21 protein-coding genes are annotated in these 20,373 nt (G+C 54.4%); 8 read left to right on the top strand and 13 right to left on the bottom strand.

Annotated features, from left to right (window positions below; translation table 11 throughout):
• Positions 1-132: 132 nt before the first annotated feature.
• A complete protein-coding gene (locus LJ739_RS14965) occupies positions 133-435 on the bottom strand; it encodes a DUF167 family protein (protein ID WP_229161815.1) in 303 nt (100 codons plus the stop codon).
• On the bottom strand, positions 435-1,037 hold the full coding sequence (locus LJ739_RS14960) for a hypothetical protein (RefSeq protein ID WP_229161813.1): 603 nt from the start codon (positions 1,035-1,037) through the stop codon (positions 435-437). The genes LJ739_RS14965 and LJ739_RS14960 overlap by 1 nt, the downstream gene beginning before the upstream one ends.
• A gap of 254 nt (positions 1,038-1,291) precedes the next feature.
• Between LJ739_RS14960 and LJ739_RS14955 the strand changes: the two genes are divergently transcribed.
• Entirely contained in the window at positions 1,292-2,446 is a 1,155-nt protein-coding gene (locus tag LJ739_RS14955; protein WP_229161812.1) for an efflux RND transporter periplasmic adaptor subunit, read from the top strand.
• A gap of 3 nt (positions 2,447-2,449) precedes the next feature.
• A complete protein-coding gene (locus LJ739_RS14950; RefSeq protein ID WP_229161811.1) occupies positions 2,450-5,605 on the top strand; it encodes an efflux RND transporter permease subunit in 3,156 nt (1,051 codons plus the stop codon).
• A gap of 50 nt (positions 5,606-5,655) precedes the next feature.
• Here the strand turns inward: LJ739_RS14950 and LJ739_RS14945 are convergent, their stop codons facing one another.
• A complete protein-coding gene (locus LJ739_RS14945; RefSeq protein WP_229161810.1) occupies positions 5,656-6,339 on the bottom strand; it encodes a DUF5020 family protein in 684 nt (227 codons plus the stop codon).
• Positions 6,340-6,574: 235 nt separating this feature from the next.
• Here LJ739_RS14945 and LJ739_RS14940 point away from each other — a divergent pair, with 235 nt between their 5' ends.
• A complete protein-coding gene (locus LJ739_RS14940) occupies positions 6,575-7,072 on the top strand; it encodes an Hsp20/alpha crystallin family protein (protein ID WP_229161809.1) in 498 nt (165 codons plus the stop codon).
• 51 nt (positions 7,073-7,123) lie between these two features.
• On the opposite strand, the gene LJ739_RS14935 is transcribed toward LJ739_RS14940, so the two are convergent.
• The 10 genes from LJ739_RS14935 to gmk form a co-directional block, all read right to left on the bottom strand.
• Complete coding sequence (locus LJ739_RS14935) at positions 7,124-8,305, bottom strand: BaiN/RdsA family NAD(P)/FAD-dependent oxidoreductase (RefSeq protein ID WP_229161807.1); 1,182 nt, start codon at positions 8,303-8,305, stop codon at positions 7,124-7,126.
• A gap of 125 nt (positions 8,306-8,430) precedes the next feature.
• Positions 8,431-8,904 (bottom strand): peroxiredoxin, encoded by a 474-nt coding sequence (locus LJ739_RS14930; protein ID WP_229161806.1) that lies wholly within the window; start codon positions 8,902-8,904, stop codon positions 8,431-8,433.
• A gap of 12 nt (positions 8,905-8,916) precedes the next feature.
• Positions 8,917-9,708: a class I SAM-dependent methyltransferase gene (locus LJ739_RS14925; protein ID WP_229161804.1), complete on the bottom strand. Its 792-nt coding sequence runs from the start codon at positions 9,706-9,708 to the stop codon at positions 8,917-8,919.
• Entirely contained in the window at positions 9,701-11,776 is a 2,076-nt protein-coding gene (gene recG / locus LJ739_RS14920) for an ATP-dependent DNA helicase RecG (protein WP_229161802.1), read from the bottom strand. Before recG ends, LJ739_RS14925 begins: the two co-directional genes overlap by 8 nt.
• A 91-nt stretch (positions 11,777-11,867) precedes the next feature.
• Positions 11,868-12,518, bottom strand: coding sequence for a peroxiredoxin-like family protein (locus LJ739_RS14915; protein ID WP_229161801.1), 651 nt, complete (start codon positions 12,516-12,518; stop codon positions 11,868-11,870).
• 58 nt (positions 12,519-12,576) lie between these two features.
• The gene (gene trmH / locus LJ739_RS14910) at positions 12,577-13,290 is read right to left on the bottom strand and encodes a tRNA (guanosine(18)-2'-O)-methyltransferase TrmH (RefSeq protein WP_229161799.1); all 714 of its coding nucleotides are present in this window, start codon (positions 13,288-13,290) and stop codon (positions 12,577-12,579) included.
• Between the two features lie 19 nt (positions 13,291-13,309).
• Complete coding sequence (locus LJ739_RS14905) at positions 13,310-13,696, bottom strand: RidA family protein (protein ID WP_229161797.1); 387 nt, start codon at positions 13,694-13,696, stop codon at positions 13,310-13,312.
• Positions 13,697-13,709: 13 nt separating this feature from the next.
• A complete protein-coding gene (gene spoT, locus LJ739_RS14900) occupies positions 13,710-15,830 on the bottom strand; it encodes a bifunctional GTP diphosphokinase/guanosine-3',5'-bis pyrophosphate 3'-pyrophosphohydrolase (RefSeq protein ID WP_229161795.1) in 2,121 nt (706 codons plus the stop codon).
• A gap of 142 nt (positions 15,831-15,972) precedes the next feature.
• Complete coding sequence (rpoZ, locus tag LJ739_RS14895) at positions 15,973-16,245, bottom strand: DNA-directed RNA polymerase subunit omega (protein ID WP_229161793.1); 273 nt, start codon at positions 16,243-16,245, stop codon at positions 15,973-15,975.
• Positions 16,246-16,337: 92 nt separating this feature from the next.
• Positions 16,338-16,982 carry a guanylate kinase gene (gene gmk / locus LJ739_RS14890; RefSeq protein WP_229161791.1) on the bottom strand — a complete coding sequence of 215 codons (645 nt, stop codon included), beginning with the start codon at positions 16,980-16,982 and terminating at the stop codon, positions 16,338-16,340.
• An 87-nt stretch (positions 16,983-17,069) separates the two neighbouring features.
• On the opposite strand from gmk, the gene cyaY reads away from it, so the two are divergent.
• The 5 genes from cyaY to LJ739_RS14865 all read left to right on the top strand — a co-directional run bounded on the left by cyaY (position 17,070) and on the right by LJ739_RS14865 (position 20,372).
• Positions 17,070-17,390, top strand: coding sequence for an iron donor protein CyaY (gene cyaY / locus LJ739_RS14885; protein WP_229161789.1), 321 nt, complete (start codon positions 17,070-17,072; stop codon positions 17,388-17,390).
• Positions 17,391-17,467: 77 nt separating this feature from the next.
• A complete protein-coding gene (locus tag LJ739_RS14880; RefSeq protein ID WP_229161788.1) occupies positions 17,468-18,142 on the top strand; it encodes an alpha/beta hydrolase in 675 nt (224 codons plus the stop codon).
• A 116-nt stretch (positions 18,143-18,258) separates the two neighbouring features.
• Positions 18,259-18,645 (top strand): DUF2914 domain-containing protein, encoded by a 387-nt coding sequence (locus tag LJ739_RS14875; RefSeq protein ID WP_229161787.1) that lies wholly within the window; start codon positions 18,259-18,261, stop codon positions 18,643-18,645.
• Between the two features lie 78 nt (positions 18,646-18,723).
• Positions 18,724-19,662, top strand: coding sequence for a hydroxymethylbilane synthase (gene hemC, locus LJ739_RS14870; RefSeq protein ID WP_229161786.1), 939 nt, complete (start codon positions 18,724-18,726; stop codon positions 19,660-19,662).
• Entirely contained in the window at positions 19,659-20,372 is a 714-nt protein-coding gene (locus LJ739_RS14865; RefSeq protein WP_229161785.1) for a uroporphyrinogen-III synthase, read from the top strand. Before hemC ends, LJ739_RS14865 begins: the two co-directional genes overlap by 4 nt.
• Position 20,373 lies beyond the last annotated feature (1 nt).

Genomic DNA, 20,373 nt, shown 5'->3' with positions numbered 1-20,373 from the left:
CCCTGTTGCTATCTGCGATCGTCGTTATCCTTAACGTCTGGCATCGGCCGCCAGTGGTTCTGCTCCGTGAACAGGTAAACCGCTAATAAACACTATTTGCACGCAATACACAACTACAAATGCGGTTATTTTTCAGCCACTTGAGAGTATTTTTGACAAGGGGTCGGGCAACCTGGAGATACCCGTGACAGACAGTGTCTTATGACGACTGGTGTGTCCTTTCACAACGCTGACTGCGCTTTTACTGACACCAAACTGTTTGGCAATAAATTTACACAAATGCTGGTTGGCTTTGCCGTCAACCGGCGGCGCGGTAATGGCAACCTTGAGTTCATTGCCGTGCAGGCCAACCCAGGCATCCCGTGATGCCTTGGGCTGAACATAGCAACGCAACAGTAGGTCGTCGCCACGATGCTGCACAGCAGAGTCTGTCATCAACTGCTTTCACATTGTGGCCAGGTACGCTGTGTTGCTTCGCCCCCTTGTTCTAACAACTCAGCCAGAGTGGCATCTTCTGCCAGGGTCAGAAAGCCTTGCTCGGTATCGACTTGCAGGAGTAAATCCACGTACACGTCCCCTTGTGGCAATGCTTTGCGTAAACAGGTGCCTTTGACCGACACTGAAAAGCTGCCTTTACCTTTCGCACTGCCAAGCTGTTCACGACGCTCAAGTACCATTTTCTGCACCTCACGCATGCTCTGGGCATCTTGCTCGGACAGGTGCAAGACGGTTAGCCCTTCACCAGCCTGCAAACCGTCCTGTAGCGACGCAGGCCAACGCTGCAATTCTGCCACTTCGACCAGGTAATGGTTGTCGATCACAACACTGTTGTCATCTGCGGCGAACGCAAGATCAATGGTCACATCGCCTTTTTGCATGGCGATGGCGTCAGTGGTGCGGATGGCTACCGCAATTTGCCCCGGGTCAGCTTGCATGGGATCAAACTGGCTCAGGTGATACATGGTGCGTAGCGGTACACTGGCACAGCCAAGCATCGACAACAACAGTGCTGCGATGATGATCGTCCTTGTTTTCATAAGGTTTTCTCCCAATAGACATTTTCTGGGGGTCTGAACATCGCGGGTCAAAAAAGTTCCACAGGAACGAGGCCTTATGGTGTCAAATGGCCAAGCTGTGGCAAGACGAAAAATGACACAGCAACCACTCCCAAGACTGTAAAAGCACCGCAAATTACGCGCAAACAATCACATACATTTACAATTGTTGACATTCTTTCACAACCTAATTCGGCTATTATGTAGCGTATCTCATCATCCAAGTAGAACCTGAAATGAAAAGCACATTGATCAAAGTCGGGGCAACCGTTGGTGTATTGGTATTGGGCGTTGCCGGCATGTCCGGGATCAAAGCGTCGGCCGATAAGCCTGCGGAGAAGGAACCTGTCGACACCCGACCGACAGTGAAAGTCGAAAGCATCATCGCGGGTAATCACCCGGTAACCATCCACAGTTACGGCGAAGTTATGCCACTGGAAAGCACCCAGTTGGCGGCACAGGTTTCTGGTGAAGTGGTTGAATGGAATCCGGATTTTGTCCCCGGCGGACTGGTCGAGCGCGGCGAAGTGCTATTCAGTATTGAAAAAGACGCCTATGAAGCCGCATTACTGCAAGCACAGGCAGACCTGTCACAGGCTCAGGCCAACCTGATTGAAGAACAGGCCCGTGCTGATGTGGCTAAACGTGAAGCCAAAACCTTACCCAGCAGTAAGGTGACGGACCTGTATTTGCGCAAACCCCAGTTGTTGAGTGCGCAGGCAGCGGTCAAGTCAGCTCAGGCGCGCTTGAAAATTGCCCAACGGGACCTGAATAATACCGAAATCGTTGCACCCTACGATGCCTTGGTGGTCAGCCGTGATTTCGGTGTAGGCCAGTACGTTAACCAGGGCGCGATGGTCGCCGAGTTGCACAACGTCGAAGCGGCTGAGATAACCATCTCCATTGCCGGCTTTGACACCGAATTTTTGCCCGACAACCTGTATAACACCCCCGCCATCGTGCAAAACAAAGGGTTGAATTCGTTCAGCCGTGAAGGCCGTATTGTTCGCGATTTAGGGGTTGTGGATCAGGCAACACGGATGACCCAGTTAGTCGTACGGATCAATGACCCATATGGTCTTGATAATCAACAACCGGCGCTGAAATTTGGTTCCTACGTGGAAGTCGATTTTGCCGGACGGGAAGTTCAGAACGCCTATCGTTTGCCACAGGAACTGGTTACCAACCGCCGTGTCTGGATTGTGGGCGACGACAACACCCTTCAGCCCAAGTCGGTGCAGGTGGTGCGTGAACAGGATCAATATTTCCTGATCAACAAAGGTCTGCAAAACGACGATCAGGTAGTCCTGACCTTGCCGGAGTACCCGCAAAAAGGCATGGAAGTCAAAATCAAAGGCGAAGAACTGGTTGCACAACAGGATCAGGAGTAGAGCATGACAAACCATGACGAAAAGCCCTCCGGCCTGATCGCCTACTTTGCCAATAATTCGGTGGCCGCCAACCTGATGATGCTGTTCATCATCATCATGGGTATCGTCGGCTATTTCACCATTCAGCGCCAGATGTTTCCGAACATCGAGATCAATTACATCAACATCTATTCCAATTACCGCGGCGCATCCCCGCAGGAAATTGAAGAAAGTATCCTGATCAAGATTGAAGAAGCCCTGAAAGACGTTTCCGAAATCAAGAAAAGCTGGTCACGGGCGTACCGCAACAGCGGTCGCATTACCCTGGAAATCGAGCCTGACGAGGATTTGTCCGAGGTGCTGGATACGGTCAAATTGAGGGTGGACAGTATAGCCACCTTCCCGGCCGACATGGAGCCGGTGACCATTGCCCAGATTGAATTCAGACAGGATGTCATCGAAATGGCACTGGTCGGCGACCTGCCGCTCACCGAGCTGAAACCCTATGCCAAACAGGTCGAGGATGAAATGCTTCACCTGGGCAACGTATCTCTGGTTGAACTGGACACCCCCGAGGATGAAATCGCGATTGAAATCCGCCCGGACGTGTTGCGCAAGTATAACCTGACACTGAACGATGTTGCCGCGGCTATCCGTCGCTACTCGGCCAACTTCTCGGCCGGTCAGTTGCGCACCGACGCCGGGATCATTTCGGTGCGGGTTGAAAACCAGTACTACAAAGGCGAAGAGTTCCGCAATATCCCGGTCAAGGTCGGCAACAATGGCGCGAAGGTGCTGTTGCGGGATGTGGCTGACATCAAAGACGAATTTGTCGAAGGTGAACGCTACTTCAAATACTCCGGCCAGAATGCAATTTTCATGGCGGTAAAAGCGACCAAAGAACAAAACATGATCCCGGTGGCGCAATCGGTCAAAGATTACATCGCCAAGCGCAATGAAACCCTGCCGGATGGGTTGCAGCTGAAGGTATTGGTCGACATGACCTACTACCTCAATGCACGGCTCGATATGATGCTCAAGAACCTGATCCAGGGTGCCATTCTGGTGGCACTGATGCTGACCTTGTTCCTGCGCTTCCGTCTGGCCTTCTGGGTTATGATGGGACTGCCGTTGTGTTTCCTGGGTGCCGTAATGATGATGCCGCTGTTTGGTGTCAGCATTAACATTCTGTCATTGTTTGCCTTCATCATGGTATTGGGGATCGTGGTCGATGATGCCATTGTCATCGGGGAAAGTGCCTATACCGAAATTGAACGCTCCGGGGGCGGAGTCGACAGTGTCGTGCGCGGTGCTCTGCGGGTAGCAGTACCGGCCACCTTCGGTGTACTGACCACCATGGCGGTATTCGCGCCCTCGCTATTTTCCAGCGGCCCGGAAGGGGCGTTTTTCTACAACATCGCAGTCGTCGTGATCCTGTGTCTGGCCTTTAGCCTGATTGAGTCCAAGCTGATCCTGCCGGCTCACCTTGCCCATACCAAATTTTCGCCGATCAAAGAAACCAGCTGGCGCGCCCGCTTCAATCGTCGCTTCTTTGGCTTCGTAAACGGCAAATACAAACGCTTTATCCAGCGTTGTACCCAGTGGCGCTGGACGGTACTGGCGACCTTCATTGCCATGTTGTTCACCAGTATCGGCCTTATCCAGGCCAACTACGTGCGCACCGTGCCGAACCCGAAGGTGCCTCACGACTTCCCCGACATCCGTATCGAGATGAATGAAACGGTGTCGGACGAAACCACCATTGAGGCGCTGAAAACCATCGAGCAGGTCGTTTACCAGGTAGACGAAAAGATCCAGCGCGAAACCGGTCAGACCATGATCAAGGATTTGTTGGCGTTCAATCAGGGTCGCACCGAAGCGCGTATTCTGGTGCCGCTGGTCGATGAAGAACTACGCCCGATGGATACCTTTGAGCTGGCGCGACGCTGGCGAGAAGCGATCCCGGAAATCCCGGGCATGAAGTCATTCGTGGTACGGGATGATGTTAACGGCGGTGGCGATGACGGCGAGTTTGGTTATTTACTGTATGGCCCCGACATCGACACCCTGAATGCAGCCGGTTTGTATTTCATCGAACTGCTGCAACAACAGGAAGGTCTGTTTGACATCAGCTCCACCATTGACCCGGCCAGCAAGGAAATCCAGATGGAACTGCTGCCAGTGGCCTACGATCTGGGTCTTGACCTGAGCACCATTGCGAGCCAGATCGGCGCCAGTTTCTACGGTGGCGAAGCCCAGCGGGTGATCCGTGACGGCGAGGAAGTGCGTGTGATGGTGCGCTACCCGAAACTGACCCGGGAACGGTTTGCCGAGTTGAAATATGCGGTAGTGACGACGCCGGAAGGTCGCGAAGTCATGTTGGGTGACGTGGTCAAGCTGTCTGAAAAACCCGGTATCAGCTACATTCGTCGTGAAGGCGGCTACCGCAGTGTGTATGTGTGGGGCTCCATTGACGAAGAAACCGTTGAACCCAATGAAGTGGTCAAAGCCATTGATGAAAACTTGCTGCCGCAAATGAAAGAGTCCTTCCCCTCGGTAAAAACCGAACTGGGCGGTGACATCGAAGAGCAGCAGGCTCAGCAGAATGAACAGTTGATGTTCTTCATCGCCGGGATGATCATGGTTTACATCCTGCTGGCCGTGCCGCTGAAGAGCTATGGGCAACCACTGATCATCATGTCAGTGATCCCGTTCAGCTTTACCGGCGCGATCTGGGGGCATTTCTTCTTCGGTATCGACATGAGCATGATGTCACTGTTTGGCCTGATCGCTGCCGCCGGGGTGGTGATCAACGACAGCCTGGTAATGACCGATTACGTCAACCGGGCACGTAAAGAAGGCTTCAGTATCAAAGATGCGGTGGTCGAAGGGGGCTGTGCACGCTTCAGGGCGATTACCCTGACGTCGATCACGACCTTTGTTGGCGTATTGCCGATCATGTTCGAGACCAGCCTGCAGGCCCGTTTCGTTATCCCGATGGCGGTGGGTCTGGGCTTTGCCGTGATGTACGCCACGCTGGTAACCTTGATCCTGGTACCTTGCCTGTACTTGATACTCGAAGATTTGAAAAAACCCTTTCGTTGGGTTGCCGGAAAAGTTCGCCGCAAACCCGAAACGGTGGATGGTCATACTGGTGCAGCGCAGCCAAGCGAGACCTGATCCGAAATAAGACATTAAAAAAGCCAGCTGATGCTGGCTTTTTTTATACCTCAGAAATACCACTTAAGCATTAAATTGGCATTGTTTTCCGTCACCCCTTGAATGCCGAATTTGTTTTTCCAGTGGGCATATTCAATCCCTACCCGCAGGGTCGAATCCAATCCCACATACGAACCAACATCGACACCGATCTGGGCGTTGAAATGATACCCGCTGGCATTGGTGCGAGTGCCGGAGACCCAATCCACAAACCCACTGAACAACCATTGGGATTCACCCACGGAAAAAGGCACACCCCAGACTGGCGTCAGTTGCCAGTTGTCGTCTTTGTCGTCGTTTATGCGGCGATACAGGTTCAGTTGCGCATAGCGAAAACCGGGTAGTGGCACATCAACACCCAGACCATACAACAGATGAGTAAAGCCATGACCCTTTTCTATCGTCGTGGCGATATACACAGGCACAGGCAAGGCGTCTTTTGCGATCAAAAAACGCGGGGTCAACTCACCGTAGGTTGACGCGTCCCCACTGTCCGGGTGAATACGGTCAATAAACAGGAAAACGCCGCCCCAGTCGGCTGCGGCCGTGTATTCGAAGGTCACAACCTGGCGGGCCGGATCCCCAACGGCGTAATGCTCGCCGCGCAGGTAAGTCAGGCTGTAGTTTGACCATTGGACGTTTGCCAGTGCACTGACAGGCAACATCGCTAACCACCATAGCACCACTTTTTTCATTGCTGACTCCAACCTGCCTCTGGTTAAAAAGCTAGTCCAAATGCAACCAATCGCAACTACGGATGTGTCAGGTAAGGTTTGCCACGCCGGACCGAACAAATATCAATCACTTTGTTGCGCTGGATCAAGGTTCAACATACCGAATATCAGGTCCCTTTCTATACTGACAGTCAGCAGATCCAGCAGCACCTGCAACCACGAGTTTTTTACTGTATTGATTGATAGGAGACCGGTGATGAGCAACCTCCCCATTTCCAACCGTCATCGTGATGACAAACCAGCAGACACCTTTCCCCGCCTGTTCGGTGACCATTTTTTTGATGACTTTTTGCAACGCTTTTCCAGCCACTTTCCATTGACACGGCAGCGGGCCAAGGACATGGATGCTAAGCTCGGCTTTGTTGACCCGAATGTCGATATCACCGAGAACAAAGAGGCCTTTATCCTGACCGCTGAACTGCCGGGTCTGGACAAGAATGACATTAAACTGGATCTGTCAGATGGCGTATTGAGCCTCAGTGGTGAGAAGAAGTTTGAGCAGGATGAAAGCAAAGACGACAGTGTGCATGTGATGGAGCGGCGCTACGGCAGTTTTCAGCGCAGCTTCCGGCTGCCCAACAGCGTCGATCAGGATGCCATCAAGGCATCATTTAAAAACGGCGTGCTGAGTGTGTACATGCCCAAGTCACCTCAGGCCAAGGCCCAGCAACGTAAGATTGATATCGAGCATTAGTGTGCCTATATGCCGGTAACCGCTGTTGCCGGCATATTCTCAGGCAAATGCTCAGGCGTTCTGACCGGCCACCCAACCGCTCGACCAGGCCCACTGGAAGTTATAGCCGCCCAGCCAACCGGTGACGTCAACCACCTCGCCAATAAAGAACAGACCTTCTACGTCTTTTGCCATCAGGGTTTTGGACGACAGGCCCTCGGTGTCGACGCCACCGAGGGTCACTTCGGCGGTACGATAGCCCTCGGTACCATTTGGCTGAATTTGCCATGCATGTAGCTTATCGGCCACCTGCTGCAGTTGCTTGCCCTGATACTGCTTCAACGGCTTGTTGTCTATCCCCAGATAGGGCAATAAGGTTTGCACACAACGTTTGGCGTAGTGCTGGGATAACAGCGTGGAAAGCTGTGCCTCCGGGTGTTGCTGCTGGCCCTGCTGCAACACCTCCAGCATGGTACCGTGGGGGTATAAATCAAAGGTGACCGTATCTCCGCTGTGCCAGTATGACGAGATTTGCAGTACGGCCGGACCACTTAAGCCTCGATGGGTAAACAGGATGCTTTCGTTGAAGCTGGTATTGTTGCACTGGGCGCTGGCATCCAATGATATGCCACTGAGTTCGGCAAGCACCTGCTTATCCTGCTCATGCAAGGTAAACGGCACCAGCCCTGCCCGGGTTGGCAATACCCGCAAACCAAACTGTTCAGCCAATCGGTAGCCGAACGGTGAAGCGCCCAATTTGGGCATCGACAGACCGCCGGTTGCCACCACCAGTGATTCACAGCGGTACTCACCACGAGAGGTTTGCAACACAAAACCACTGGTCGTTTTATCAACGTCGAGGATTTCACACTGGGTGTGGATAGCGACACCGGCAGACTCACATTCGCCCATCAACAGGTTGACGATATCCTTGGCCGAATCGTCACAAAACAGCTGGCCCAGGGTTTTCTCGTGATAAGGGATCCCGTAGTCGCTAACCAGGCCGATGAAGTCCCACTGGGTATAGCGGCTCAGCGCTGACTTGCAGAAATGGGGGTTGTCAGACAGGAAGTTTTCCGCCGATGCATACATGTTGGTGAAATTGCACCGCCCGCCGCCGGACATCAGGATCTTGCGGCCGACTTTCTTGGCGTGATCGAGTACCACCACGCGACGCCCCCGCTTGCCCGCCTGCGCGGCACAGAACAGTCCGGCGGCCCCTGCGCCAATGACAATCACATCTTGTTCGAACACATCTCTCTCCCCGTTTAACGTCGCGCAGTATACGCGATGTCGTGCGGCCTGAATACCGACATCACCGGTCGGTCGCGGACACAAAAAAGGCCGCTACAGCGGCCTTTGCAAATAACACGGAAGGTCTACAGGGACTTCAGCATGGTCTCTGCGTCACTGACCTCAAAGCGACCCGGATCTTCTACATGGATGGCTTTTACAATGCCATCTTCCACCAGCATGGAATAGCGCACCGAACGCACACCGCCGAATGTATCGGTATCCATGTCCATGCCCACGCTTTGGGTAAACGCACCGTTACCGTCGCTGAGCATCATGATTTCATCGGCATTACTGGCCTTGCCCCAGGCGTCCATCACAAAGGCATCATTCACCGACAGACACATGATGTCATCGACGCCTTTGGCTTTGATCTTGTCAGCCAACGCCACATACCCGGGTAAGTGGGCATGGGAACAGGTGGGGGTGAATGCGCCCGGCACGGCAAATAACACCACCCGCTTATCACCGAACAATTCATTGGTATGCAGGGTGACCATTTCGCCGTCTTTAAGCAGACTGAACGTGGTTTCCGGCAAGCTTGCGCCTACAGCTAACATAGATTTCTCCCATCACATTGATGCATTGTTATGCCCCGGCTTCAGATACACGTCGAAGCGGTGCTTTTTACTTTCAATCGCCATGCTCGGCTGTTGTGAAGCCAACCATGGGGCACTGTTGGGACGCTTAACCACGACCCGTTGTTGTGCCAGCGCCAACGCCGGTGCCAGTAACGCATCAGCGTCTTCATCCGGTCCCAGCATGGCTTGAAACACCCGCATTTCCTTTTTCACAGCCGCGCTTTTTTTACGATGAGGAAACATCGGGTCAAGGTACACTACCGCAGGTTGAACCCCTTGCCAATCCCTGAGCAAAGTCAGACTGCTGCCATGAAACAAGGTCATGCGGGACGCCACATCATTCGCCAGTGTCGGATCCAGCGCCGCTCTTCGCAGACCGTCATCCAGTAACGCAGCAACCACCGGTGAGCGTTCAATCATGTCGACCTGACAGCCCACACTGGCCAGTACAAAGGCATCTCGCCCCAGACCAGCCGTGGCATCCAATACCCGTGGTACATGGTCACCTTTCACGCCAACCGCTTTAACAATGGCTTCTTTACGTCCGCCGCCGTGCTGGCGGCGATAGGTCAGGGCATCCGAGGCAAAGTCCACCACCACGCCATGCTGGCGGGGCTGATCGATCTGGTGCAACGCCAGGCCCTGCGGGGTCAGAGATAAGAACACTGTCGCCCCAGCGGCCGAGCGTTCGGCCAGGCCATAGGTGTCACGTAATTGGGTCGCGTAAGCCGCAAGTTCGGCATCCACGTCAGGGGATGTCAGCAGCGCAATCGGCTCAGGCATGACCATAGTCCTCCCGGTAAGGTAGCCACCGGTTGATGATGGCCTGTGCATTGGAAGGGTAGTCCTGCCATAACTGTTCGGCCAGTGTTTGCACGTGTGGGATCAACTCAGCGTCACGCACCAGGTCGGCAATCTTCAGGTCCGCCAAGCCGGTTTGCTTGGTACCCAGCAATTCACCGGGGCCACGAATTTCCAAATCCTGCTGGGCAATGTAGAAACCATCGTGAGACTCCCGTAGCACCGCTAAACGGCGGCTGGCCGTTTTGGACAGCGGACTTTGGTACATCAGCACACAATGGCTTTCTACCGAGCCTCGCCCTACCCGTCCGCGCAACTGATGCAACTGAGCCAGCCCCAGACGCTCCGGATTCTCAATGATCATCAGGCTGGCATTGGGCACGTCCACCCCAACTTCGATCACGGTAGTGGCGACCAGTAAATCGAGGGTCCCGGCTTTAAAGTCGTCCATAACGGCCTGTTTTTCAGGCCCTTTCATACGGCCATGCACCAGACCGACTTTGAGCTCCGGCAACGCGGTGCGCAACGCAATGGCGGTGTCTTCGGCGGCCTGACACTGCAGCACGTCCGACTCCTCAATCAATGTACACACCCAATAGGTCTGACGGCCATCCTCCAGTGCCGCACGACGTACCCGAGCGATCACTTCGTCACGGCGGGTATCGGGTACCACCACCGTTTGAATTGGGGTGCGACCTGGCGGTAGCTCGTCAATGATCGACGTATCCAAATCCGCATAGGCGGTCATCGCCAGCGTGCGGGGAATTGGCGTCGCGGTCATGATCAACTGATGGGGATAACGCCCCTGGGCCTGACCTTTTTCACGCAACGCAAGGCGTTGATGCACACCGAAGCGGTGCTGCTCATCAACAATCACCAGTGCCAACTGATGGAAATGCACCTGTTCCTGAAAAATGGCATGGGTGCCAATCAACAGATCAACCTCGCCCTGTTGCAACTGTGCCAGCACGGTTTCCCGGGCCTTGCCTTTGAGCTTGCCGGCCAACCAACCGATGCGGATGCCCAACGGCGCCAGCCACTGCTGGAAATTATTCGCGTGCTGCTCAGCCAGCAACTCAGTGGGTGCCATCAACGCGACCTGAAACCCGGCACCGATGGCAGTCAGTGCCGCCAACGCTGCCACCAGGGTTTTACCCGACCCGACATCGCCCTGCACCAGGCGCATCATCGGCCGGTGCCCGGCCATATCATCCGCGATCTGCTGGGCAACCCGCTGTTGGGCGCCGGTGGGTGAAAACGGCAGTTGGGCCAGAAAACGTTGCTGCAACGTGCTATCCGGTTTGAGGGCAAAGGTGGCATGCTGATCACTTTGCTGACGAACCTTTTGCACACTCAGATGGTGAGCGAGCAACTCCTCGATGATCAGGCGTTGCTGGGCCGGGTGTTTACCGGCTTCCAATAATGGCATCGACACATCGGGTGTGGGGCGATGCACCAGCCACAGGGCATCGTGCAAACTGATTTGGTGGGCGTACAATCCATTGGGCAACAACTCCGCCAATGCACCTTTGTCCAGTTGCTGCAGCGCCTGCTCGGTAAGGTTGCGCAAGGTGATTTGTTTAACCCCGTCGGTGGTCGGATACACCGGGGTCAATCGATCATCCAGCGCATCGTCGTCGCCTTCCCGTTTGATGCGGTATTCAGGGTGCATCATTTCCAGGCCGTATTTCCCGGCTCGCACTTCACCAAAACAGCGCACTGTCACGCCGGGCTCAAGGGCGTTTTTCTGCGCCGCTGAAAAGTGGAAAAATCGCAGCGTCAGTGTGCCATTGCCGTCGCTGAGCCGCACCAACAGCATGCGCTTGCGACCAAATTGCACCGAGCTGCTCATCACTTCCCCTTCCACCGACACGTGCAGCAAGGGCTGCAAATCGGCAATGGGGTACAGGCGAGTACGGTCTTCATAACGTGACGGCAAATGAAACAGCAGGTCCTGCAGGGTCAACAGCCCCAGTTTCTGCAGTTTTTCAGCGACTTTGCTGCCGACGCCTTTGAGTTGGGTTAACGGAGTGGTGGCCAGCGATACCATTGGTAACGTCGAATATTCCAGCGGGAGTTCATGATAATCAGCATGTTACACCATTTGCCAACCAATGCCCCAGCCCGTTTTACCCATTGTCTCACTGAGGCATTGGTATCGGTTTACCGTCCGATAACCGAGCGGCTTCCAGCAGTAGCTCAGCCGACAGGCGAACCTTGAAATTGGGGTTCACGTAATTGAACAACACCCTTCCTTGCTGATCGACGATGTACACCGCCGGTGCAGGCAATACCGGACGCTTCCCGTCAGGATCATAGGTCAGGGGGATCTGGTATTCCTGTTCGTAGCGCTGTGTGGTTTGAGGGTCGAGATAAAAACCGATACCGAAGCCACGCAGGGCATTGAGTCGCTGATCAGAGTACAGTTGCGCGGCGAACGTTGTAGCCATCTTTTGCTCACGAAGACGAGCCGGGGTTTCCGGTGAAATCGCCAGGATCTGATAGCCCAAGGCTTGCAGTTGCGGTTCAATGGATTTCAGGTCAGCCAGTTGACGGTTGCAATAGGGACACCACCCACCACGATAAAACACCACCACTGCCGGCTGTTCCAGTAACAATGCCCGCAAACTCACCGGAGCCCCGTCGGGGTTATATAGCGTGATAGTGGGCACTTGCTGACCTATCAGCAGTGGAGAGACCTCGTCCGCTGTCTGGGCAAACGGCGGGCGCTCCCTTGCGTCAGCGAGTGATAATGACAGGCACAGGGCAATGAACAACAAAATGCGGTGCATAGGGTTTTCCTCAAACAGGCTGGAAAACACCATTAGACCGCGATGCAGAAAAAAACTTTCAGTCTTCGTCCTCAAGACTGGCCAGTGCCTCCGGGCTCATTTGCACCCGTTGCCACCACTGTTCATCCGCTTCGATTTGACCCTGCTCATCAATGTGCGGATAGGGGATCCCCTTGCGATCGCAGACTTTGCGCAGGATGGGATGGCCGCCTTTGAACAATATCCGCTGACATTCTTCCTCGGATAATTGCTGGGTATCATACAAGCCTGCAATTTGCCGCTGGCGCTGTGCTTCATACAGCACCAACGCCGCTGCGACAGAGACATTCAGCGACTGAACCATGCCGACCATGGGAATGACGATATCCTGATCGGCCAGGGCGATGGCCTGATCCGTAGCACCGTATTTTTCCTGGCCAAGGATAATCGCCGTCGGGCGGGTGTAGTCGACGTCGCGAAAATCAACCGCACTGTCCGACAAGTTAGTGACCAGCACCTGCATGTTCTGTGCTTTGAGGTGACCGATGGCCTGACCAATATCGTCGTGGCTGTTTACCTCAACCCAATGGTGGCTGCCACCTGAGGTGCCGGCCCTGACACGGCGGTCCTGCTCTTCCCACACCGCATGAATACGGTGAATGCCGACCGCATCACAACTGCGTATCACCGCAGACAGGTTGTGCGGCTTGTGCACCTGCTCCATGCAAACGGTCAGGTCCGTCTGACGCATTCGCAGCATGGTGCGAATGCGCGCGTAACGTTCTGGCGACATGATCAGATTCTCTTGGCGATTACTCGGGCAGTTCCATCACGCCATCGATTTCAATCTGCGCGCCTTTGGGCAGGGCCGCAACGCCAATCGCGGCGCGGGCGGGGTAAGGCTGTTTGAAGTACTGACTCATGATTTCATTGACGGTGGCAAAGTTGCCCAGATCGGTCATGTAGATGTTCACTTTGGCCAGATCATGGGTCGAGCCACCGGCGGCCTCACACACGGCTTTGAGGTTTTCAAACACCTGACGTGCCTGCTCGGCGAAATCATCCGACACCATCTCCATGGTGTCCGGTACCAGTGGGATTTGCCCGGACAAATACACGGTAGTGCCTGTTTTGACCGCCTGGCTGTAAGTGCCAATAGCTTGAGGTGCCCGGTCGGTATGAATAACGGACTTTGACATAAATTGTTTTACCTTAATTGTGTCGAGTTTGACTGTGTCGGGATACTTTCTGTACTTCTGGCATCCTGCGGATCTTGCGCATGATATTGGCCAGATGGACGCGGTTGTGCGTGGTCAGTTCAATGTCAATATAGTAGATGTTGCTTTCTTTTTCTTCTGTCTGCAAACCGATGATATTGGAATCACAGGACGCCACCGTATTGGTCAGGGTGGCCAGTGTACCCTGATGGTTGATCAGCTCGATACGCACCGACGCCTTGAACTCACCCTGAGGCTCGTCGTCCCATTTCATCGGTAACACCCGTTGCGGCTCATCCCGGCTCAGTTTGCGAATGTTGCTACAACCGATCTGGTGGATGACCATGCCACGGCCGGGGCTGAGAATAGCAACGATTTCATCGTCTGGAATGGGATGGCAGCAGCGAGAGTAGGTTACCAACAGGCCTTCGGTACCTTTGATTGCCACATTGCGGCCCTTGTCCTGCAAATCGTCCGCAGACTCGCCCAGTAAACGTCGCGCCACGATGGCACTGAGTTCATTACCCAGACCGATATCGGCCAACAAGGCATCAAAGTTATCGTGCTTGGTTTCCGCTACCACACGGGCAATGTCCTGTTCCGGGATCTCGTCCAGCTTAACCGCGCCCAATGCATGGCGAAGTAAGCGGTTACCCATGCTGATAGCCTCTTCAGAACGTTGCTTCTTCAGGTAGTGGCGAATATTGGAGCGCGCTCGGGCGCTGACCACAAAGTTCAGCCAATTGGCATTCGGTTTGGCCCGCGGTGAGGTAATGATCTCCACAGTCTGGCCGTTTTCCAACGGCTTACTGAGGGAGTAGTTGCGCCGTTCAACACGCACACCAACACAGGAATTCCCCACATCCGAGTGCACGGCATAGGCAAAGTCCACCGGCGTCGCACCCATCGGCAGTTCGATAATGCGCCCATCCGGAGTAAACACATAGATCTCCTCCGGGAACAGATCGGTCTTCACGTTTTCAATGAATTCAAACGACGAACTGGCGCTTTGCTGCAACTCGAGTAACGACTGCATCCACTTGCGGGCTCGCACCTGCGCGGTTGTACCGGACTGGGAATCGCCCGGTGACTTGTACAGCCAATGGGCCGCAACCCCTTTGTCTGCCATGTGGTCCATTTCCTGGGTGCGGATCTGAATTTCCACCGGGATCCCGTGGGGACCAATCAACGAGGTGTGTAGTGACTGGTAGCCGTTGGTCCGCGGGATCGCGACATAATCCTTAAAACGCCCTTCAATCGGCTTGTACAAGCCGTGCATGGCGCCCAGTGCCCGATAGCAATTGTCGACGTTTTCCACCAGCACCCGAAAGGCATAGATGTCCATCACTTCGTTGAACATCAGCTCTTTGTTTTTCATTTTGCGATAGATGGAGTACAGGTGTTTTTCCCGTCCCACCACAGAGGCTTCAATGGCATGGGCGCTCAACCGCGCCTGAACTTCCAGGCGGGTGTTTTCAATGATTTCCTTGCGGTTTCCGCGCGCTTGTTTTACCGCCGCTTTGAGAGCCCGGTAGCGCATCGGGTACATGGCCTGAAACCCCAGGTCTTCCAACTCGTTCTTGATGTCATGAATACCCAGGCGGTGGGCAATGGGGGAATAAATTTCCAGGGTTTCTCGGGCGATGCGGCGCCGTTTGTCAGGCCGCAATGATCCCAGCGTGCGCATGTTGTGGGTGCGATCGGCCAGTTTGATCAGGATCACGCGAATGTCCTGCACCATGGCCATCATCATTTTACGGAAGTTCTCCGCCTGCGCTTCCTGCTTACTACTGAACTGGATCTTGTCCAGTTTCGACACCCCTTCAACCAATTCGGCCACCGTGTCACCAAACTCCCGGGCCAGATCGTCTTTGTCGTAATCGGTGTCCTCAATCACATCGTGCAGTAGCGCAGCCATCAATGTTTCATGATCGAGGCGCATGTCCGCCAGGATACCGGTCACTGCCACCGGGTGAGTGATATAGGGATCGCCGCTGGAACGCATCTGCCCTTCGTGCGCATCTCGGGCCAGCACATAGGCACGCTCAATGTCCACCACCGTTTCCGGAGGCAGATATTCACTCACCTTGTTTTTCAGGCCTTCAAACAGATACACGACAACAACGTATTAAGGGTTTGTATGGGTACAAGAATACGGGGATTTTGAAGGGTTGCCAACGGTAATCTCAACCGTGGCTAACGAGGGTAATCCGCAGCCACGCACCGGCACAGAGGCGATGCGTAGCTACAGCAAATGCTTACTGGTCGGCCAGGATATTGGCAACCGAGGCAAATTCTACCTGTTCCTGATGTTGCTGATCACGCAGGGCTTCCTGCTCAATCGACTCAGGGGTTACATGGCCTTCTTCGATTTCACGCAACGCAACCACGGTCGGCTTGTCGTTACCCATTGGTACGTGAGAATCTTTACCTTCAGTGGCCAACTGACGCGCACGGCGTGCAGCAACCAGCACTAAATCGAAGCGATTTCCAACCTTATCTACAGCGTCTTCTACTGTTACGCGAGCCATTCTGTTCTCCGTCAGCGTGTTAATGTGGGAAAAAAGGTCGCATAGTTTACTTTTTTATCACCCACTTGAAAAGATCTTTGATGATCCTGCGATCATTGTCCCAGCAAAGCATCAAACAGCGCCTGATGGCGCACCACCTGTTTTTCCTTACGCAAGCGGCGACTGATGACGATGGCGTCGAGCTCCGCCAGCGCAGCGTCAAAGTCATCATTCACAATCACATAGTCAAATTCGTGGTAGTGAGAAATTTCCGCCACGGCTTTTTCCATGCGCTGGTCTATCACATCCTGGGAGTCCTGGTTGCGCGCGGTCAGTCGCCGGCGTAACTCCTGTTTCGAAGGCGGGGCGACAAAAATGGTCGCAGTATCCGGGATCTGCGCTTTGACCTGACGGGCGCCTTGCCAGTCAATGTCCAGAAACACATCGATGCCCTGGCGCAGGGTCTGTTCGATCACCACTTTAGAGGTACCGTAGTAGTTGCCAAACACTTCCGCCCACTCGAAAAACACGTCATCTTCGATCATCGCCCTGAAAGCGTCTTTGCTGACAAAATGGTAGTGTTGACCATCCACTTCACCGGGTCGTGGGTCACGGGTCGTGTGGGACACAGACACCTGCATCTGGGTGTTATGCATGTCGGTTTGGGTGTGCTTTTCCAGCAACGCTTTAATCAGGCTGGACTTACCGGCGCCCGACGGGGCAGCCAAAATAAACAAATTACCTAACGCTTGGGCCATAAGGTTTTCAAAACAAAAAAGGATGTGCGTAATGGGCTGCAATGTTAGCATATCTGTTCCAATTACCCAGCCAATAAATGACGAGTTATGCACGATAGCGAATACCATCAACGGGTCGATGATATCTTCATGGCGTTGGAAGAGTCGTTAGACGATTGTCCGGCAGATATCGATTACGAGTCCGCCGGCGGCATCCTTACCCTGATCTTCGAAAACGGCAGCAAAATCATCCTTAATAAACAGGCGCCCCTGCACCAGATCTGGGTGGCCACCAAATTCAACGGCCACCATTTCAATCTCGACGGCGAGCAGTGGATCGATGAACGTACCGGTGCGGAGTTCTGGCAATTCATCAGCGAAGCGGCCAGTCGCCAGGCTGAACAGCCGGTCAGCTTCAGCCCGGCCTGAACGGAAAACGTTGCAGGCTTGGACCGGAGTCGGTAAAACATACGTTGTCAGAAGATTGTCAAACAATGGATGAACACATGTCAGATTCTTCACTCCCCTATGTGGATGTACTGCCCGACGGGGATTACGATGCAGTGGTGATTTGGTTGCATGGCTTGGGTGATTCGGGCAATGGATTTGCGCCCATCGTGCCCGAACTGAAGTTACCGTCCGATCACCGCATCCGCTTTATCTTCCCTCACGCGCCGGTGCGCCCGGTGACAATCAACAACGGCATGGCCATGCGCGCATGGTACGACATTGTCAGCATGGACTTTAACCACCGTGCGGATCGTCAGGGCGTAGAAGAGTCAGCTTACCTGGTTGAACAATTGATCCAGGCGGAAATCGACCGCGGCATTGATCCCAAGCGGATTGTGCTGGCCGGTTTCTCTCAGGGTGGCGTGATTGCGTTGCACCTTGGGACTCGATTATCTGTACCGCTGGCTGGGATCATGGCACTGTCTACGTACATGTGCGCTCCGGAATCGCTGGCCAATGAAGCCCACCCTGCAAACCGTGAAACCCCGGTGTTGTGTTGTCATGGCCAGTTTGACGATGTAGTGCCGGTGTTCATGGGCAAGGCAGCCTATCAGGTACTATCAGAGAATGGCTATTCTGCCCAGTGGCAGGAATACCCCATGCAACACAATGTCTGTCTGGAAGAAATCCAGGCCATTTCAGCCTGGTTGCAGCAGCGGCTGTGTGACTAGACCGATATCGAGAATATCGAGTCTCAGCGTTTCAGGCGGCACTACTCTCAATACGTTGCATCCTCACCCAACTGGGCTAGGCTTTGTAAGTCTTGCCCAGCCATGAGGATCGGTCCATGTTCACACGCTTGGTTATTTTAGTCGGTTTGTTGCTGTGCACAGCAGTCAACGCGCAGGTTGCCCGTTTTCAGCTCACCACGGGGATTGCCCAGCGCGAGCCGGTAGATGATCTGGGCAGCACCGCAGTGATCCCCGCCGAAGGGATCACAACCTTGTATTTTTTCACCGCCGTCGACAACATGGCTGGCAAAACCCTGATCCACCGCTGGCTGTATAAAGGCCAGGAAATGGCATCGGTGGCCTTGCCCATTCGCAGTAACCATTGGCGCACCTACTCCAGCAAGCGCATCATGTCCGACTGGCAAGGCGAGTGGCAAATTCAGGTGTGGCAGGACGATTTACAGATCACCCAACATACCTTCACTCTGTCCAGTGACCAATGATGACTTAAATCCCTGCTAACACATGATTTTTCCAGCGGCATTGGGGTAAAATGCCGCTTCAATCAGGCGGGGAATATTATGAGCAAAACTGAAATCCGCATCGCAACGCGCAAGAGCGCGTTGGCCATGTGGCAAGCAGAATACGTCAAACATCAACTGGAGCAAGCGCACCCGGACCTCACTGTCAGTTTGCTGCCGATGAGCACCCGAGGGGACAAGATCCTAGACACCCCACTGGCGAAAGTGGGCGGTAAGGGGCTTTTTATCAAAGAACTCGAAGTGGCCATGCAGGAAGGACGTGCCGACATTGCGGTCCATTCCATGAAAGACGTGCCGGTAGAGTTTCCACAAGGATTCGGTTTGCATGCCATCTGCGAACGGGAAAATCCCTTTGATGCGTTCGTTTCCAACCGCTACAGCTATCTGCAGGATTTGCCCGAGGGGGCCAGAGTCGGGACCTCCAGTTTACGCCGCCAGTGCCAGCTAAGGGCGCTGCGACCGGATCTGACCATCGTCGATTTGCGCGGCAATGTGAACACCCGTCTGGCCAAGCTGGATGAGGATCAGTACGACGCCATCATTCTGGCAGCCGCGGGATTGATCCGGCTCGAATTCGAGCACCGCATCCGCCATACCCTGCCACCGGAGTTGTGCCTGCCGGCGGTGGGTCAGGGCGCGGTCGGGATTGAATGCCGCAACGATGACCATGATCTTATCGAGCGTCTGCAGGCCCTGAACGACAATGCAACAGCAATCCGGGTTAAAGCGGAACGGGCGATGAATGCCCGCCTGCAGGGGGGCTGTCAGGTTCCCATCGGCAGCTATGCCGAGCTCAAAGGCGATCAACTCTACCTGCGTGGCCGGGTGGGGTCACCCGACGGCACAACCTTGCTCAAGGCGAGTGTGCGGGGTAAACCTGAAGGTGCAGAAGCGTTAGGTATCGCCGTGGCCGATGACCTGTTATCACAAGGTGCAGACCGCATTCTGAAAGACGTGTACGAGGCCAATCAGCAGTGACCGTATTGGTGTTGCGTCCACGCCACAAAGTCGACGCCAGCGTAGCCTTTTTTCAGCAACAGGGTATCGCGGCACTCGGCTGGGGCCTGATCGAGACGTTGCCTGACGACGGGGGCATCCGCCATGCCCGCCATCAGTTGGCCAAGGTTGATGACCAACACGGCATCATCGTAACCAGTACCGTTGCCGCACACGCCAGCGCGTCTTTTCTCGCCGCCACTTTGGCGACTGTGTTCGCGATAGGCAAAAGCACCGCCGCGGTGCTGGACAACCTGGGCATTCAGGCCCACACCCCCGAGGTTGAAACCAGCGAAGGTATGCTGGCGCTGATTGACAGCCTGGCATTGGAATGTCAACACTGGTTTATCCTCAAAGGCGTTGGCGGCAGAGATGCGCTGGCAACAGGATTGCAGCAACGTGGCAACAAGGTTGAAGAGTTGGCCGTTTATCAACGTCACGTGATGGCCAAGCCCTACCAAACCCAGCCGTGGCAGTGGTCAGAAATACAGTGTATTGTGGCTACCAGTGGCGCCCTGATCGACGCGGCATTTCACCATACACCGGCATCTGTCCTACAATCCATCCCATGGGCAGTGGTCAGTGAACGTCTGGCCGGGCACCTTGAACGCCGTGGCGTCACAGATGTCAGAGTGTGTAACGGCGCCAGTGATGCAGCCCTGGTCGCGTGCATCCGCAATAAAATGGAGTAAA

The sequence above is a fragment of the Fluctibacter halophilus genome (genome assembly GCF_020687825.1).
GTDB lineage: Bacteria > Pseudomonadota > Gammaproteobacteria > Enterobacterales > Alteromonadaceae > Fluctibacter > Fluctibacter halophilus.
The sequence above is the reverse complement of the archived record's forward strand: the minus strand, read 5'-3'. Positions and strand labels throughout refer to the sequence as shown.

Coding starts and splice junctions, on each gene's coding strand:
- LJ739_RS14965 (WP_229161815.1), bottom strand. CDS start 435: ATGACAGACTCTGCTGTGCAGCATCGTGGCGACGACCTACTGTTGCGT.
- LJ739_RS14940 (WP_229161809.1), top strand. CDS start 6,575: ATGAGCAACCTCCCCATTTCCAACCGTCATCGTGATGACAAACCAGCA.
- LJ739_RS14875 (WP_229161787.1), top strand. CDS start 18,259: ATGTTCACACGCTTGGTTATTTTAGTCGGTTTGTTGCTGTGCACAGCA.
- gmk (WP_229161791.1), bottom strand. CDS start 16,982: ATGGCCCAAGCGTTAGGTAATTTGTTTATTTTGGCTGCCCCGTCGGGC.
- LJ739_RS14955 (WP_229161812.1), top strand. CDS start 1,292: ATGAAAAGCACATTGATCAAAGTCGGGGCAACCGTTGGTGTATTGGTA.
- LJ739_RS14915 (WP_229161801.1), bottom strand. CDS start 12,518: ATGCACCGCATTTTGTTGTTCATTGCCCTGTGCCTGTCATTATCACTC.
- LJ739_RS14925 (WP_229161804.1), bottom strand. CDS start 9,708: ATGCCTGAGCCGATTGCGCTGCTGACATCCCCTGACGTGGATGCCGAA.
- LJ739_RS14945 (WP_229161810.1), bottom strand. CDS start 6,339: ATGAAAAAAGTGGTGCTATGGTGGTTAGCGATGTTGCCTGTCAGTGCA.
- hemC (WP_229161786.1), top strand. CDS start 18,724: ATGAGCAAAACTGAAATCCGCATCGCAACGCGCAAGAGCGCGTTGGCC.
- cyaY (WP_229161789.1), top strand. CDS start 17,070: ATGCACGATAGCGAATACCATCAACGGGTCGATGATATCTTCATGGCG.
- LJ739_RS14905 (WP_229161797.1), bottom strand. CDS start 13,696: ATGTCAAAGTCCGTTATTCATACCGACCGGGCACCTCAAGCTATTGGC.
- rpoZ (WP_229161793.1), bottom strand. CDS start 16,245: ATGGCTCGCGTAACAGTAGAAGACGCTGTAGATAAGGTTGGAAATCGC.
- LJ739_RS14930 (WP_229161806.1), bottom strand. CDS start 8,904: ATGTTAGCTGTAGGCGCAAGCTTGCCGGAAACCACGTTCAGTCTGCTT.
- LJ739_RS14950 (WP_229161811.1), top strand. CDS start 2,450: ATGACAAACCATGACGAAAAGCCCTCCGGCCTGATCGCCTACTTTGCC.
- LJ739_RS14880 (WP_229161788.1), top strand. CDS start 17,468: ATGTCAGATTCTTCACTCCCCTATGTGGATGTACTGCCCGACGGGGAT.
- recG (WP_229161802.1), bottom strand. CDS start 11,776: ATGGTATCGCTGGCCACCACTCCGTTAACCCAACTCAAAGGCGTCGGC.
- LJ739_RS14960 (WP_229161813.1), bottom strand. CDS start 1,037: ATGAAAACAAGGACGATCATCATCGCAGCACTGTTGTTGTCGATGCTT.
- trmH (WP_229161799.1), bottom strand. CDS start 13,290: ATGTCGCCAGAACGTTACGCGCGCATTCGCACCATGCTGCGAATGCGT.